Source organism: Actinoplanes subglobosus (assembly GCF_042650585.1).
In the GTDB taxonomy this organism is placed as follows: domain Bacteria; phylum Actinomycetota; class Actinomycetes; order Mycobacteriales; family Micromonosporaceae; genus Actinoplanes; species Actinoplanes subglobosus.
The window spans coordinates 1-15,234 of sequence record NZ_JBHSBL010000006.1 but is presented as its reverse complement, the minus strand read 5'-3'; the positions used below and the strand labels follow the sequence as shown (position 1 = coordinate 15,234).

At 68.7% G+C, this 15,234-nt stretch carries 7 protein-coding genes and 1 riboswitch; of the genes, 4 read left to right on the top strand and 3 right to left on the bottom strand.

Annotation, left to right across the window (positions count from 1 at the left end; translation table 11 throughout):
* The first annotated feature begins 51 nt into the window (after nucleotides 1-51).
* Nucleotides 52-1,023, top strand: coding sequence for an Acg family FMN-binding oxidoreductase (locus ACFO0C_RS06300; protein ID WP_378065582.1), 972 nt, complete (start codon nucleotides 52-54; stop codon nucleotides 1,021-1,023).
* Between the two features lie 15 nt (nucleotides 1,024-1,038).
* Here the strand turns inward: ACFO0C_RS06300 and ACFO0C_RS06295 are convergent, their stop codons facing one another.
* Nucleotides 1,039-2,709 carry a sulfatase gene (locus tag ACFO0C_RS06295; RefSeq protein ID WP_378065581.1) on the bottom strand — a complete coding sequence of 557 codons (1,671 nt, stop codon included), beginning with the start codon at nucleotides 2,707-2,709 and terminating at the stop codon, nucleotides 1,039-1,041.
* An 88-nt stretch (nucleotides 2,710-2,797) separates the two neighbouring features.
* Here ACFO0C_RS06295 and ACFO0C_RS06290 point away from each other — a divergent pair, with 88 nt between their 5' ends.
* The 3 genes from ACFO0C_RS06290 to ACFO0C_RS06280 all read left to right on the top strand — a co-directional run bounded on the left by ACFO0C_RS06290 (nucleotide 2,798) and on the right by ACFO0C_RS06280 (nucleotide 7,165).
* Entirely contained in the window at nucleotides 2,798-3,409 is a 612-nt protein-coding gene (locus ACFO0C_RS06290) for a TetR/AcrR family transcriptional regulator (protein WP_378065580.1), read from the top strand.
* The gene (locus tag ACFO0C_RS06285; protein ID WP_378065579.1) at nucleotides 3,403-5,139 is read left to right on the top strand and encodes an ABC transporter ATP-binding protein; all 1,737 of its coding nucleotides are present in this window, start codon (nucleotides 3,403-3,405) and stop codon (nucleotides 5,137-5,139) included. Before ACFO0C_RS06290 ends, ACFO0C_RS06285 begins: the two co-directional genes overlap by 7 nt.
* Nucleotides 5,140-5,203: 64 nt before the next feature.
* A complete protein-coding gene (locus ACFO0C_RS06280) occupies nucleotides 5,204-7,165 on the top strand; it encodes an ABC transporter ATP-binding protein (RefSeq protein WP_378065578.1) in 1,962 nt (653 codons plus the stop codon).
* Nucleotides 7,166-7,224: 59 nt separating this feature from the next.
* Here the strand turns inward: ACFO0C_RS06280 and ACFO0C_RS06275 are convergent, their stop codons facing one another.
* The gene (locus ACFO0C_RS06275; RefSeq protein WP_378065577.1) at nucleotides 7,225-10,257 is read right to left on the bottom strand and encodes a Calx-beta domain-containing protein; all 3,033 of its coding nucleotides are present in this window, start codon (nucleotides 10,255-10,257) and stop codon (nucleotides 7,225-7,227) included.
* An 83-nt stretch (nucleotides 10,258-10,340) separates the two neighbouring features.
* Nucleotides 10,341-10,419, bottom strand: a riboswitch (cyclic di-GMP riboswitch).
* Between the two features lie 217 nt (nucleotides 10,420-10,636).
* On the bottom strand, nucleotides 10,637-15,234 hold a 4,598-nt coding region (locus tag ACFO0C_RS06270), incomplete at its 5' end, for a beta strand repeat-containing protein (RefSeq protein ID WP_378065576.1).

The window sequence follows — 15,234 nt, the reverse complement described above, 5'->3', positions numbered from 1 at the left end:
TAGGGGCGGAAGGCCGTACCCGGCACCGGTCCGATGGCGCACGATAGGGACATGAACGACACCGACGAGGTCAAGCGCGCACTGGTCCAGGCGGCGGATGCGGCACGGTTCGCCCCGTCGATCCACAACACGCAACCGTGGCGCTGGGTGGTCCGGGAGGACCGCCTGGAGCTGTTCGGGGTTTCTGAGCGGCAGCTCCGCGAGCAGGATCCGGAAGGCCGGATGCTGCTGCTGAGCTGCGGCACCGCGCTGCATCACGCCCAGGTGGCGCTGGAGGCCGAGGGCTGGCGGCACGAGGTGGAGCGGCCCGCCGGTGAGCCGCTCGCCGTGATCCGCGCCGTCGAGCAGGTTGCGGTCCGGCCGGAGGCGACCCGGCATTTCCAGATGCTGCAGGTGCGGCGTACCGACCGGCGGACCGTCACCGACGAGCGGGTGCCCGAGGACACGCTGCGGCATCTGGTGAAGGTCACCGAGGAGAGCGGCGCCCGGCTGCACGTCCTCGGCCGGGACCAGGTGCTGGCGCTGGCCGTGGCGGTCGACCGGGCCCAGCACGCCGAGGCGCACGACGACCGGCTGGCCGCGGAGACGGCGACCTGGGTGGGCGGCGATCGGGCCGACGGCACCGGTATCCCGGCGTCGGCGCTGCCCGAGGAGGTGCCGCTGACCACGGTGGCCGAGCGGGACTTCCAGGCGAAGGGCACCCTGGCCGCCGGTGACGGGCACGACAAGGCGGCGGTGTACGCGGTGCTCTACGGCGAGGGCGACGGGGCCGGGGACTGGCTGCGTGGCGGGGAGGCGCTGAGCCGGCTGTGGCTGGCCGCGACCGAGCAGGCGGTGAGCCTGCTGCCGCTGAGCAGCCCGGTGGAGATCCCGTTCACCCGGCAGACGTTGCGCCGGATGCTCGGCGACATCGGTTTCCCCTATCTTGCGGTGCGTCTGGGCACGCTGGACCCGGCGCACTCGGCGCCGCCGAAGACCCCCCGGCTCCCGGCCGGGCAGGTCATCGACGTCATCCCGGGCTGAGCCCCGGCCGGGGCCTCAGTGCGGGTCGCCTTCCGGGCCGTAGGCCGCGAGGAAACGGTCCCGGAAGGTGTCCATCCGCCAGACCGGGGCGGCCGGGTCGGGCTTGAGGCCGTCGGTCCAGCCCCACCCTGCGATCCGGTCGAGGACGGCCGGGTCCTTCGCGATGATCGTGATCGGTACGTCGTGGGTGGCCTCGTTGCCGACCACGGCGGAGGCCGGCTGGTGGTCACCGAGGAAGACCATGACCAGGTCGTCGCGGCCGTACTCGGCCATGTGCCCGAGCAGGCTGTCCATCGAGTAGGCGACCGAGCGGGCGTACTCGGTGCGCATCCGCTTCTCGTCCTTCCACACGCTGGTCGGCCCTTCGGCGTTGGCGGCCACCGGCCCGTAGACGCTGCCGTCGCCGACCTCGTCCCAGCCGATCATGCTGGGCACCGGCGCCCACGGGGTGTGGCTGGACGTCAGGGTGATCTCGGCGAGCAGCCGGCCCCGGTCGGTGGAGCCGTACTCCAGCTTCTGGAAGGCCGACATCACGTACTGGTCGGGCATCGGGGACCAGCTGAATCCGGGGCCGTTGTAGCCCAGCGTGTGTGAGTCGTAGATGTGGTCGTATCCGTAGAACTGGCCTTCCGGCCACGCGAAGATGATGCCGGGTTCGACTCCGACCGTACGATGGCTGCTGCTCTTGAACGCCCGGGTGAGGGTCAGCCGGTCGGAGGAGACCAGGCTGCGGTAACGCTGCTCGTTGTCGATCCACAGCCCGGACAGGAACGTCGAGTGGGCGAGCCAACTGCCACCACCGGCCGTCGGCGAGGTGAGCCAGCCGCTGCGGGAGGCGAAGCCCTTGGCGGTGAGCGCCTGCTGGTTGGCGGCGAGGCTGATGAGGACGGCGCTGTTGAAGGCCGGGTTCTCGATGGCGTCGCGGCCGTAGCTCTCGATGAACGAGATGATGACGTCCTTGTCGCGCAAGGCGGTCAGCATCTGGTCGTCGGGCCGGTCGCGGTAGGCGTCGACCTGCACCTCGGCGGCGAACCGCTTGCGGTCGGCGAGGTCGTTGGGCAGCGCGAGGGCGGTGTGCGCGGCCAGGTCGGCGGCGGTGTGCGAGGCGACCGGGATGCCCCCGATGAGCTGCGTGCCCATGAGGGACAGGGCGATCCAGGCGGCCGCGACGGTGCCGATGCCGCGCCAGGCGCCGACCCGGTGGTTCAACGCGATGCCGCTGAGCCGCAGGACGGCCCAGGTCATCGCGGCGACCAGGCCGATCGACAGGAGCACCAGCACGACCGCGAGGCCGATGGTGGCGGGTTCGCCGAGTGAGTCGACCATGAAGTTGTAGGCGTCGTCGACGAGGATCCAGTCGAGGACCGGGTCGAAGCGGCGGGCCAGCACGGCGAAGAAGCCGATGTCGATCATCTTGACCACGGTGAGGAGCCCGAGCAGCAGCCCGATCCCGGCGGCGAGGGGCCGGCGGGCCCGGCCGAGGCGCCCCCGTTGCGGCAGCAGAAGCAGGACTGCTCCGGCGATCAGCGCCTCGACCGGAACTCTGAGGAGCGCGGTGAAGATCGAGTTACCGGGCGGCAGCCGGAAGATCTGGTCCGGGACGATCAGGGCCAGAAACACCAGAACAGCGGCGAATCCCGTGGTCAGGTGCCGGATGGCGCGGCGGTACGGCTTCGTTGTGCTCACGCTCCTTTCATACGCCAGGGTGCCGGTTCCGGTTCGACCGGTAAAAACAAGTTGGCTGAGTGAGCACTCGCTCATTACAGTGGCCGCCATGGAGAACCGACGCAGACGCGTCCCGGCGATGGCGCCGGAGGAGCGGCGGGCCGCCCTGATCGAGGCGACCATCCCGCTGCTGCACGAGCACGGTCTGGAGGTGAGCACCCGGCAGATCGCCAGTGCGGCCGGAGTGGCCGAGGGCACGATCTTCGGCGTCTTCGAGAGCAAGAGCCAGCTGGTGGTCTGCTCGGTGGTCAAGGCGCTCGACCCCCAACCCGACCTCGACGGCCTGGCCGCGATCGACAGGTCGCTGCCGCTGCGCGAGCGGGTGATCCTCGCCGCCGAGCTGGTGCACCGGCAGTTCCTGGAGCGCGCGCACCTCATGCACGCGGCCCGCAAGCTGATCATGGTCGGCGCGCAGGACCCGGAGACCGTCGCCCAGATGGCCGCCAACCGGGCGAAGATCGCCGAGGCGGTGACCGCGGTCTTCGCGCCCGACGCGGCCGTTCTCCGGGTGACCCCGGACCGGGCCGCTCACCTGCTGCTGATGTTCTGCGGTGCCAACACCTTCGGGCCGTACGGGGAGCCCGACACGTTCAGCGGGGCGGACCTGGCGTCGCTGCTGCTGGACGGCATTCACATCGACGAGACGGAACAGGCGTGCTGATCAAACTATTGAAATTGCATCTGCGGCCGTACCGGATGGAGATCACCCTGGTGGTGCTCTTCCAGTTCCTGCAGACGATCGCGACGCTCTACCTGCCCGCGCTCAACGCGGACATCATCGACAACGGCGTGGTCAAGGGCGACACCGACTATGTGCTGCGGGTCGGCGCCGGCATGCTCGGCATCACCCTGCTCCAGATCATCGCGCAGGGCGTGGCGGTGTATTTCGGGGCACGGACCGCCATGGCCGTCGGACGTGACCTGCGGTCCTCGATCTTCAACCGGGTGCAGAGTTTCTCGGCGCGTGAGGTGGGCCAGTTCGGCGCACCGTCGCTGATCACCCGGACCACCAACGACGTCCAGCAGATCCAGATGCTGGTCCTGCTCACCTTCACGCTGATGGTGTCAGCGCCGATCATGTGCGTCGGCGGCATCGTGCTGGCCATGCGGGAGGACGTCCCGCTCTCCTCGCTGCTGCTGGTCATCGTGCCGGTGCTGGTCACCGTGATCGGCCTGATCATCGCGCGGATGCGGCCGCTGTTCCGGTCCATGCAGGAGCGTCTGGACCGGGTCAACCAGGTGATGCGGGAGCAGATCACCGGCATCCGGGTGATCCGCGCGTTCGTCCGTGACGACCACGAGCGGGCGCGTTACGGCGTCGCCAACGACGAGCTGACCGACGTGTCGCTGCGGGTCGGCAAGGTCATGGCGCTGATGTTCCCGACGGTGATGCTGATCGTGAACATCTCCAGCGTCGCGGTGCTCTGGTTCGGCGGTCACCGCATCGACACAGGGTCGATGCAGGTCGGCGAGCTGACCGCGTTCATCAGCTACCTCATGCAGATCCTCATGTCGATCATGATGGCGACCTTCATGTTCATGATGGTCCCGCGGGCCGAGGTGTGCGCCGAGCGGATCGAGGAGGTGCTGGGCACCGAGTCCAGCGTGGCGGCGCCGACGGCGCCGGTCACCACGCTGTCGCGGCACGGCGAGCTCGAGCTCCGCGACGTCGGTTTCCGCTATCCGGGGGCTGAGGCAGGCGTGCTTTCGGGGGTACGTCTGACCGCGCGCCCCAACGAGGTGACGGCGATCATCGGCAGCACCGGTAGTGGCAAGACGACCCTGCTCAACCTGATCCCACGACTCTTCGACGCCACCGAGGGCCAGGTGCTGGTCGACGGGGTGGACGTGCGCGAGATCGAGCCCGGCCTGCTGTCCCGGCTGATCGGCCTGGTCCCGCAGCGGCCCTACCTGTTCACCGGCACCGTCGCGTCCAACCTGCGGTACGGCAATCCGGACGCCACCGACGAACAGCTGTGGGAGGCGCTGGAGATCGCGCAGGCCCGCTCGTTCGTGGAGTCGATGGACGGGCAGCTCGACGCGCCGATCGCGCAGGGCGGCACCAACGTCTCCGGCGGTCAGCGTCAGCGTCTGGCGATCGCCCGCACGCTGGTGCACCGCCCGGAGGTCTACCTGTTCGACGACTCGTTCTCGGCGCTCGACTACGCCACCGACGCGGCACTGCGGGCGGCCCTGACCGAGCACATCGCGGACGCCACGGTGGTGATCGTGGCGCAGCGGGTCAGCACGATCCGCGACGCGGACCGGATCATCGTGCTCGACGACGGCAAGGTGGTCGGCACCGGCACTCACGAGGACCTGATGGAGACCAGCCCGACCTATCGCGAGATCGTCCTGTCCCAGTTGACCGTGGAGGAGGCGGCGGCATGACCGAGCGAAGCGAGCGTCATGATCGCGCTCTGCCCACTTCTGCTTTTGAGGGGAGGCGATTCAGATGAGCGAACCTCAACGTCGTGGGCCCGTTCCAGGTGGGCCGCCCGCGGCCCGCATGATGATGGCCGGTGGGCCGCCGGAGAAACTCAAGGACTTCAAGGGCTCCACCAAGCGGCTGCTGGGACTGCTCAAGCCACAGCGGCTGTTCGTCGGAGGCGCGCTGCTCTTCGGCGCCCTCGGGGTCTTCCTGTCGGTGCTCGGGCCGTACCTCCTCGGTCACGCCACCGATGTGATCTTCAGCGGGGTGATCGGCCGGATGGAGATCTTCCAGGGCGGGCTCACCAAGGAGCAGGCCGTCGAGGAGCTGCGCGCGGCCGGCCAGGACAACCTCGCCTCCCTGCTCTCCGGCGTCGACTTCACGCCCGGGCAGGGCATCGACTTCGACCGGCTGGCCCAGGTCCTCGCCTGGGTGGCGATCATCTACGTCTTCGCCTGGGTGTTCGGCGTGATGCAGGGCCGGCTCACCACCCGTGCCGTGCAGGCCGCCGTCTACGACCTGCGCCAGCAGGTGGAGGAGAAGCTGGGCCGGCTGCCGCTGTCCTATTTCGACAAGCAACCACGCGGTGAGGTGCTGAGCCGCGCCACCAACGACACCGACAACATCGCGCAGACCCTGCAGCAGACGTTCGCCCAGCTGGTGACGGCCCTGCTGATGATCGTCGGCGTACTCGGGATGATGTTCTGGATCTCCCCGTTGCTGGCGCTGATCGCGCTGGTCACGGTCCCGCTGTCGATCTGGCTCACCACCGTGATCGGTAAGCGGTCGCAGCCTCAGTTCGTCGCCCAGTGGAAGGTCACCGGGCAGCTCAACGGCCACATCGAGGAGATGTTCACCGGGCACACCCTGGTCAAGGTCTTCGGCCGGCAGGGCGAGGCGGCGGAGACCTTCCAGGAACACAACGAGAAGCTGTACGCCTCGAGCTTCCGTGCCCAGTTCGTCTCCGGCCTGATCCAGCCGGCCATGATGTTCATCGGCAACGTGAACTACGTGCTCGTCGCCGTGGTCGGCGGCCTGCGCGTGGCGTCCGGTTCGCTGACCCTCGGCGAGGTGCAGGCGTTCATCCAGTACTCGCGCCAGTTCAGCCAGCCGCTCACCCAGGTGGCCAGCATGGCGAACCTGGTGCAGTCCGGTGTGGCCTCGGCCGAGCGGGTGTTCGCCCTGCTCGACGCGCCCGAGCAGACCCCGGATCCGGCTCCGGTCGCTCTCGACGGGGTGCGCGGGCGGATCGCGTTCGAGAACGTGTCGTTCCGCTACCTGCCGGACAAACCGCTCATCGAGAACCTGACCCTGTCCGTCGAGCCGGGGCAGACCGTCGCGATCGTCGGCCCCACCGGCGCGGGTAAGACCACACTGGTCAACCTGCTGATGCGGTTCTACGACGTGACCGGCGGGCGAATCACCCTGGACGGTGTGGACATCGCGTCCATGCCACGGGAGCAGCTGCGTGAGCAGATCGGGATGGTGCTGCAGGACACCTGGCTGTTCGGTGGCAGCATCGCCGACAACATCGGGTACGGGGCCGACTCCCCCGATCTCGCGGCCGTGCACGCGGCGGCCGAGGCGGCTCACGTCGACGGTTTCGTGCGGATGCTCCCCGAGGGCTACGACACGAAGATCGACGAGGAGGGGTCCAACGTCAGTGCCGGGCAGAAGCAGCTGGTCACCATCGCCCGGGCGTTCCTCGCCGAGCCGAGCATCCTGATCCTGGACGAGGCGACCAGCTCGGTCGACACCCGGACCGAGGTGCTGATCCAGCGGGCCATGGCGACCCTGCGCAGCGGGCGGACCAGTTTCGTCATCGCGCACCGGCTCTCCACGATCCGCGACGCCGACGTGATCCTGGTGATGGAGAACGGGTCGATCGTCGAGCAGGGCACCCACGACTCGCTGATCGCGACGGGTGGGGCGTACGCCCGGCTCTATTCCGCACAGTTCGCCCAGGCTGTCGCCGAGGTCGACTGACACCCGGACATGCGGGACGGGGGCGGCCGGATGGCCGCCCCCGTCTCATGTACTACGGCTTACTTGATGGTGATCTTCTTCTGGGCCGACCAGCCGCTGTTGATGCCCAGCGACGAGGTGCCGCCGACCTGGACCCGCAGCGTCAGCTTGGTCTTCGACTTGAAGCTGTAGGCCTTCTTGAACGCTCCGGCCGAGTTGGTGGTGCCCTTGCCGACGTTCACCCACTTGCCTCCGGAGAGCCGCTGCACCGTGACGGCCTGGCCGGACGCCTTCGGGTTACCGGCGACCGACACGTTCAGCTTGCCCTTGGTGGTGCTCGCCGAGAACGACGGGTTCTGCGTGACCTTGACGGTCACCGCGGAGGAGACCATGTCCGTCGCCTGGACCGCGAAGACCCAGCCCTGGCTCAGCGACCGCGACGGGAACTTGAACCAGCCCTCGTCGTCGGACTTGACCTCGGCCAGCCACTTGCCCTTGGCCGGGTCGGTCTCCGGGAGCATCGCGCCCCACAGTTCGACGGTGGCGTTCGGGGCGGCCTTGCCGCTGATCGTCGCGCCGCCCACACCCTTGGCCGGGCCGGTGACGCTGAGCGTCGGCTTGACCGGGTCGGTCTTGTCGTCCGACTTGATGGTCACTTCACCGGTGCTCTTGACCACCGAGGCGCCGACCGGCGAGACCGGGCTGCCGAAGCGGACCTCGAAGGTCTCCTCGTCCTCGGCCCACTTGTCGTTGATGATCTTGACGTTGATCTTCGGGGTGTCGCCCGGCTTGATCTCCAGGACACCCTCGGCCTTGACGTAGTCCTCGCCCGCCTTGGCCGTCCCGTCCACCGTCTTGTACGGGATCTTGATCGTCTGGGTGGTCGAGGTCGCCTCACCGTTCGGGATCAGGTCGACCCCGACGTCCACCGACTGCTCCCACTCACCGATCGACTCGTCCTGGAGGGACGCGGCCGGCGGCAGGTCCGACGGGTCGTCGGTGATCCGGTAGGTGCCGACCGACTTGGCGAAGCCGACCAGCGTGGTGCCCTTCTCGGTCGCCGTCACCGTGAACGTCTCGGTGGGCTCGTCGATGTCGTCCGGCAGCAGATAGATCGACGCCAGGTTGGCGGTGCTGCGGTCGGAGACCACCACGGTGCCGGACTTGCCGCGCGGAACCGTGAAGTCGGCGATCGCCGTGGTCTCGTAGTCGACACCCGGCGTCGCCGGAACGGTCTCCACCGCACCGGCCGCGTTCGCGGTCGCGGACGCGCTGGCGGCGGCCGCGAAGGCGATCGTGTACGGGTCCTGTGCGATGCCGTTGACGGTGCCACCGATCCGGACCAGGCCGCCCTCCGGCGCGGCGACGTCACTGAAGGTGAACGTCGGTGCCGCGTCGTCGTTGGTGACGGTCACCAGTGCGGTGTGCAGCGTGCCGGGCGCCGGCGTGGCGGAGAGCCGGGCCGTGTCCATGCTGCCGATGTCGAACCCGACGGTGAGGGTCTCGTTCTTCTCGAAGACCGTGTCCCCGTTGATCACGACCTCGGCGTAACCGGCGGTCTCGCCGGCCTTGATCGTCACCGAGGCGGCGGTCGGCGGGTCGTAGTCGTTCGCACCCGCGGTGTCGCCCTCGTTGACACCGTCGTCCACAGCGGAGATCGGGGTCACCGAGACCGGCAGGACCGCGTCGATGTCCAGCGGAGCGCTGAGCGTCACCGGCACCTTGACGACGGTGGTTCCGGAGTCGCCCTCCTTCACCTCGACGTTGCTGGTGGCGAAGGTCGCCGGGCCCGAGTCGTCGTCACCGATGGTGAAGGTGGTGGCGTTCGCGGCACCCAGGTTGTCGGCGCTCACCGACCCGTTCGGGCTGGTCAGGACGATCGCGAAGGTCTCGCCGTCGGTGGCGGGATCGTCGTTGGTCGTCCGGTCGCTGTCCGAGCCGGGCTCGAAGATGGTGTCACCGATGAACGTCACCGGGATGGTGGCCGAGGTCTGGTTCGGCGCGATGGTCAGGGTGCCGGAGGCGCCCTTGTAGTCCTTGTCCTTCGTGGCCGGGTAGGTGCCGTTGCCGGGCACGAACTCGTAGTTGAGACGCACCGGGATGCTCGACGTGCCGCTGAGCTTCACGTTGATCGTCTTGGCGGCCTCGCCGGTGTTGCCCTCCGGACGGAAGGTCGTCACCGCGTCGGTCTCGTAGGACGGCAGCGGGTCGAGCGACAGCTTGACCGTCGGTGCGGCCTCGTCGTCGGTGATGCTGCCGGAACCGCTCGTGGGCGTACCCAGAGTCGCGTTCGTGGGATTGGCGATCGAGAGCGTCAGCTTCTCCGGGCTGGCCTCGACGACCTCGTCGTTGAGGACCGGCACCACGGCGACGCCGGAGACCGAGTTCTTCTGAACGGTCACGACCGTCTTGTTCAGCGCCGTGTAGTCGCTGCCCGCGGTCGCCCCGTAGCTGTCGCCCGCGGTGACCCCGTTGGCCGTGGTCGCCTCGACCGTCACGGTCTTCTCGGAACGGCCACTGAGGGTGATCGGGAAGAGCAGCGAGGCGTCGTCGGCCTCGGTCACCGTTCCCGCGTCGCCGACCGACACGGTCGGGGTGGCCTCGTCGTCAGCGATGTAGACCTTGGTGGCCCGGGTCGCCGCGGACAGCGGTGCGATGTCGGTGTAGTCCGACGGGACGCGGACGGTGAAGAACTGGGTGTCGTCCTCGTCCATCTTGTCGTCGTAGATCTCGACGTCGATCGAGGAGCTGAACTCGCCCGCGTCGATCGTCACCGTGGAGGTGATGGGCGTGGTGAAGTCGCGGGTGGTGACCGAGTCGGCACCACCGACGGCCGTGTCGTTCGTGGCGGATCCACCGATCTCCAGTGGAATCTCCACACCGCCGTCAGGGGCGGCTTCCGACAGCGTGACGAAGACCGTGGCCTTCTTCTGCGTGACCGTGGTCACTCCACCGGACACGGTGGTGGTCGCCGTCTCGACGATCGGCGCCGAGGCCGTCGCGGTCGTGGTGACGGTGAAGGTCGGGACCATCGCGTACGCGGGCGACGCGACGAAGACGGCGGGCGCGAGGCCGATTGCACCGGCGACGGCGGCCGACAAGAGCGTTCGCACCGATTTCGGACCGCGCAGAGCGAGCGGCACGGAACCGCCCGACCCCGTACGGCGGGTGTGATAGTGCATGTCCTTCTGTCTCCTTCGGCGGCTGGGCAACCTCCAGCGGGGAGGCCCCTGGCTTTGCGTCCCCGCCTCGCGACGGGTTTGCCTGTTCGGGTACCGCACCTAAGGGGCGGTGGGGGCGGTGTTGTACCGGCCCTCAGCAGCGCAGACACCGGGAAAACAAGATCCAGTGTGAGGCCGAGCCATCCGTAATCTAACCGGCGTATCGCACCGTTATCGGCGGAACGCGTTTTTCGGTATAAAAACCTTCACATCATGTCTAAACGGCGGAGGGCGGCCCGTCGGGCCGCCCTCCACTGTCGACACACTTCGATCATCTGACCCGGATCTGCTTCGCCGGTGACGTGCCCGCCAGGATGCCGAGCGACGGCGTCGCCGCGACGACCGCGCGGAACGAGTGGTTACCGGCGCGCAGGTTCCGTTCGGTGGTGGTGAACTTGCCGTTCTTGTTCAGCTCACCGGTCGCGACCGTCTCCCACCTCCGGCCCACCAACTGCTGCACACGCACGTCCTGACCGCCGCGGGCCGGGTCGCCGGTCACCGTCACGGTCGCGGCGCCGCGGGCGTTCGAGGCCACGGTGATGGTCGGATCCTGCCGGAGCTGAACGGTCCGTACCGCCGAGGTCAGGTTGTCGGCCTTCACCATCAGGCGGTACCCGGCGGTGAAGTTCGGGTTGAAGGCGAACTTGCCGTCCCGGTCCGCGACAGCGGTCAGGACCACCTTGAACTCACCGCCCGACGTGCCGGGCGCACTCAGCAGCTGTACGGTCGAGCCCGCGCCGGCCCGGCCGGTGATCGCGATCCGCCCGCTGCCGGTGACCGTTCCCGGCGCCGAGAGCGTCGGTGTCTTCGCCTTGTCGTCGTCGTCGATCGTGACGATGCCCTTCGGCTTCGTGATCGTCACGTCCGACGGTTTCGCACCACTCAGGAAGACGCTGAAGGTCTGCTCGGTCTCCTTCTGATCGTCGGTGAGCAGCGGAACCGAGACCGTGGCCGAACCCGCGGGCGGCGTGATCGTCACCGTGCCGGACGACGCGGTGAAGTCCTCACCGGCCTTCGCGGTACCGGCGATGGTCCGCCACGGCACGGTGACGGTCCGCTCGGTGCCGGTGGTGTCGCCGGTGAACTCCAGCGACACCTCCAGTTCGACAGTGCCGGCGCTCTCCGCGCTGTCCGCGTCGGCGATCGTCACCGTCGGCGCGACGTCGTCCGGATCGTCGGTGATCTTGAATACCGTCGGTGCCTGGGAACGGGTCGCCGTGCCACTCTGCGCGAAGTTCACCGACAGGGTCTCGGTGTCCTCGTCCACGGTGTCGTCGGAGAACTGGATCGTGCCCAGCTCCACGGTCGACCCGCTCGCGGTGCCGGCCGGCACCGTCGCGTCGTCGCCGGCGTAGTCGAACTCGTTCTCCTCCAGCGGGTCACCACCGCCGCCACCAGCGGTCACGGTCGGCGCCGTGATGGTGAGCTCCCGCTGGGCGACACCGGTGACGGTTCCCGAGACGGTGACGTTCTCCCCCTCGGCGACGGTCACCGGCTGCACCGCGACCGTCGGCCGGGCGTCGTCGTCGGTGATCGTCAGGTTCACCTGCTTGGCCGCGCCGGTGGCGTCCGTCTCACCGCCGGCCAGGGCCACCGTGAGCTGGGCCGTCTCCTCACCCTCGTAGACCTGGTCCGGACGCAGCGGCACGGTGATCTGACCGGTCCGGGCGCCCTTGGCGATGACCAGCGAGGTCGACGGGGCGTCGTAGTCGTCGCCGCCCGGACCGGTGATCGCGTCGCTCGCCGTACCGTCCTTGATCGCGACGGCCAGGTCGACGTCACCGGGTGCCGCCGAACTCAGCGTCACCGTGAAGGTGGCGTTCGCGGCCGACTCCGAGACCGCCACGTCCGCGACCGAGAACGACGGCGTACCACCCGGAGTGCTCGGGCCGCCGGGGTTCGTCGGCGTCACCGGGTCGTCGTTGTCGATGATCACGACCGACGCGGTGTCGGCGGTGAACGTGACGTCCGACGGGTTGACGGCGGTGGCCTTCACCCGGAACGTCTCGTCCGACTCGTCCTCCACGTCGTCGACGATCGGGATCCGGATCACGTCACTCGTCGTTCCGGGTGCGAACACCAGCGGGTTCGCGGTGGTCGGGTTACCACGGTCCGAGGCTGTCGTGTTGCCCGCCAGGACCTGATAGGTGATCGAGATCGGCCGCTCGGTCGAGGTCGCGCCGTTGGCGCTGTCGAAGGTGAGCGTCACCGGCACCTGCGCCGGGCCACCCGCCTCCGTCACCGAGGACGAGCCCAGCGCCGCCGACGGCGCCTTGTCCAGCGGGTCGTCGGTGATCCGGTAGAAGGCGGAGACGTCCGGCGTGGTCACCGTCGAGTTGTGCGCCGTCACCTTGACCGTCTCCACCGGCTCGTCGACCGTGTCGGCGAGCAGCGGGATCGAACCGAAGTCGAGCGCCGTGTTCGACGCCGTGCCGGCCGGGACCGTGCCCGTCGTCAGGTTGTTCGTCCAGTCGGCGGGCTCGGCGGGGTCGTTGCCGGCGGTCGCGTCACCGGCCGCGGTCAGCGTGTAGGACATCGCGCGCTCGGCCACACCGGTCGGCCGGGCGACGACCGACAGCGGGGCACCCTCGGCACCCTCCACCGAGGTCAGGGCGATCGTGGGGACCGCGTCGTTGTCGGTGATCGTCAGTGTTCCGTCGGCGGGACCACCGATCGCCTCCGACTCTCCGGTGCCCAGGGACACCCGTACCGTCGCGGTCTCCTGGCCCTCGTAAGCGGTGTCGTCGGTGACCGGGACGCTGACCGTCGCCGTGGTCTGCCCCTTGAGGATGGTGATCGGGTTCGCCGGCGCGGTGTAGTCGTCCTTACCCGGACCGGAGCCACCGTCGGTGGTGGTGACGTCGATGATCGACGCCTCCAGCGTGACGTCGTCGGCCGCCGGAGAGCCGAGGGTCACGGTGTACGAGGCGGTCTGCCCCTCGGTCACCGTACGGCTCGGCGTGATCGTGAAGGTCGGCTTCGGGTCCGTGTCGGTGATCTCGACGACGGTGTCCGGAGTGGTGACGGCGGCCTCACCGGTCGGGTTGTCGAGATGGACGGTGAACTGCTCGGTCAGTTCGTAGGCGTCGTCGCCGATCAGCGGGACGGTGACGTACTGTGTCGTGTTCCACGGGCTGAACGTCAGGCTGTCGTCCAGCGGCGAGTAGTCGGTGACCTCCTTGGCGGTGCCCTCCACCGTCGCGAAGTCGACCTCGATGGTCTTCTCGGTCGAGGTGGCGACGTTCCCGGAGATGCCGGTGAAGCTCAGGGCGACCGGCACGACCGCGGTACCCGCGTTCTCGTTGACGGCGGTCGGGGTGGTCGCCACGACGTTCGGCGACTTGTTGTTCGCGGCATCGGCGATCGTGTAGGTCGACGACACGTCGCCGGTCGTGTGGGTGTTGTTGTGGACCGTCACCCCGATCGTCTCGTCGTTCTCGTCCACCAGGTCGGACGCGACCGGAATCGACCGGAGCGTGATCGGCGTGTTCGCCGGCGAACCGCCGGTGATCGTCGCCGTCGCCGCGCTGTCGGTGAAGTCGGCGGACTCGGCCGGATCGGTGCCGGCACCCGCCAGGGTCAGCGCATAGACCATGTCCCGTTCGGCGACACCGTCCGGCGTCGCGATCACGTCGATCGTGCCGCCCTCGGCGCCGTCGGTGACGGTGTTCAACGTGATCGTCGGAACGGTGTCCGTGTCCGCGATGGTCAGCGCGCCGTACTCGACGTCGCCGGTCTGGGTGCCCGGCTTCACGTCGGTCTCGCCGGTGGCCGCCTTCACGATCACCGTCGCGTTCTCGGTGCCCTCGTAGAGGGTGTCGTTCTCCAGCGCGATGTCGCCGGTGCCGGTCGAGTCGCCTTTCAGCACGGTGATCGTGGTGTCGGTCACGTCGTAGTCGTCGACGCCGGCGGTCGGCGCGGACGCCCCGACAGTGCCGACACTGACGTCGAAGGTGATGTCGGAGACCGCCGGTTTGGTCAGCGTCACCGTGACCTCGGCGGAGGCACCCTCGGCCACGCTCGTCGCGGTCACCGAGTACGTCGGCTTGTTGACGTCGTCGTCATCGTCGATGGTGATCACCGACTCGGCGGTGCCGATGGTGCTGTCGCCGGTCGGAGTCGGGGCGGAAAGCTTGACCTTGAACGTCTCGTCCGCCTCGTAGACGGTGTCCGAAGCGATCGTCACCTGGGCGTTCTGGGTCAGCGGGTCGCCGGGCGTGAACGTCATCTGGTCCCAGGCGGTCGCGTAGTCGCCCGGGTTGATCGCGGTGCCGTCCTCGGTGGCCCAGTCCACCGTGATCGTCTTCTGGGTGGATGTCGCGTCGTTCGTGTTGGGCAGGCCGTCCCAGCTCAGTGAAACCGGGACGTCGACGGTCGTGGTGCTCTCCCCGACCGTCTGCGGGCCACCGGCCACCAGTTGTGGCGTCAGGTCGTTCGCGTCGTCGGCGATCGCGTAGGTCTGCTCGACGGGATCCGCCGAGGTGTATGTGGTGTTGGTGGCCGTGACCTTGAACGTCTCGGCATACTCGTCGGCCTGGTCGTCCGCCAGGTCGACTTCCAGGAAGTCGACACCGGTTCCCGCTGGGGTACTGCCGAGGATGGTGACCGGCACCGGGGTCGCGGTGTAGTCGTCGGTGGCGGTGGCCGGGTTGTCACCGGTCCCCGCGATCACGACGGTGTAGTCCATGTCCCGCTCGGCCTTGCCACTCGGCTTCGCGACGACGGTGAGCGTGTCGCCCTCCTCGGCGCCGAGAACCGGCTCCAGGGTGATGGTCGGGATCGCGTCGGCGTCGGCGATCGTCAAGGTGCCGTGCTCGCCACCGTCCGACTCGGTACCGGCCTGCACATCGGTCTCGGAGACAGCCGGCT

Excerpts from the sequence above, each read along its gene's own strand:
- ACFO0C_RS06300 (WP_378065582.1), top strand. The coding sequence starts at position 52 with ATGAACGACACCGACGAGGTCAAGCGCGCACTGGTCCAGGCGGCGGAT.
- ACFO0C_RS06290 (WP_378065580.1), top strand. The coding sequence starts at position 2,798 with ATGGAGAACCGACGCAGACGCGTCCCGGCGATGGCGCCGGAGGAGCGG.
- ACFO0C_RS06280 (WP_378065578.1), top strand. The coding sequence starts at position 5,204 with ATGAGCGAACCTCAACGTCGTGGGCCCGTTCCAGGTGGGCCGCCCGCG.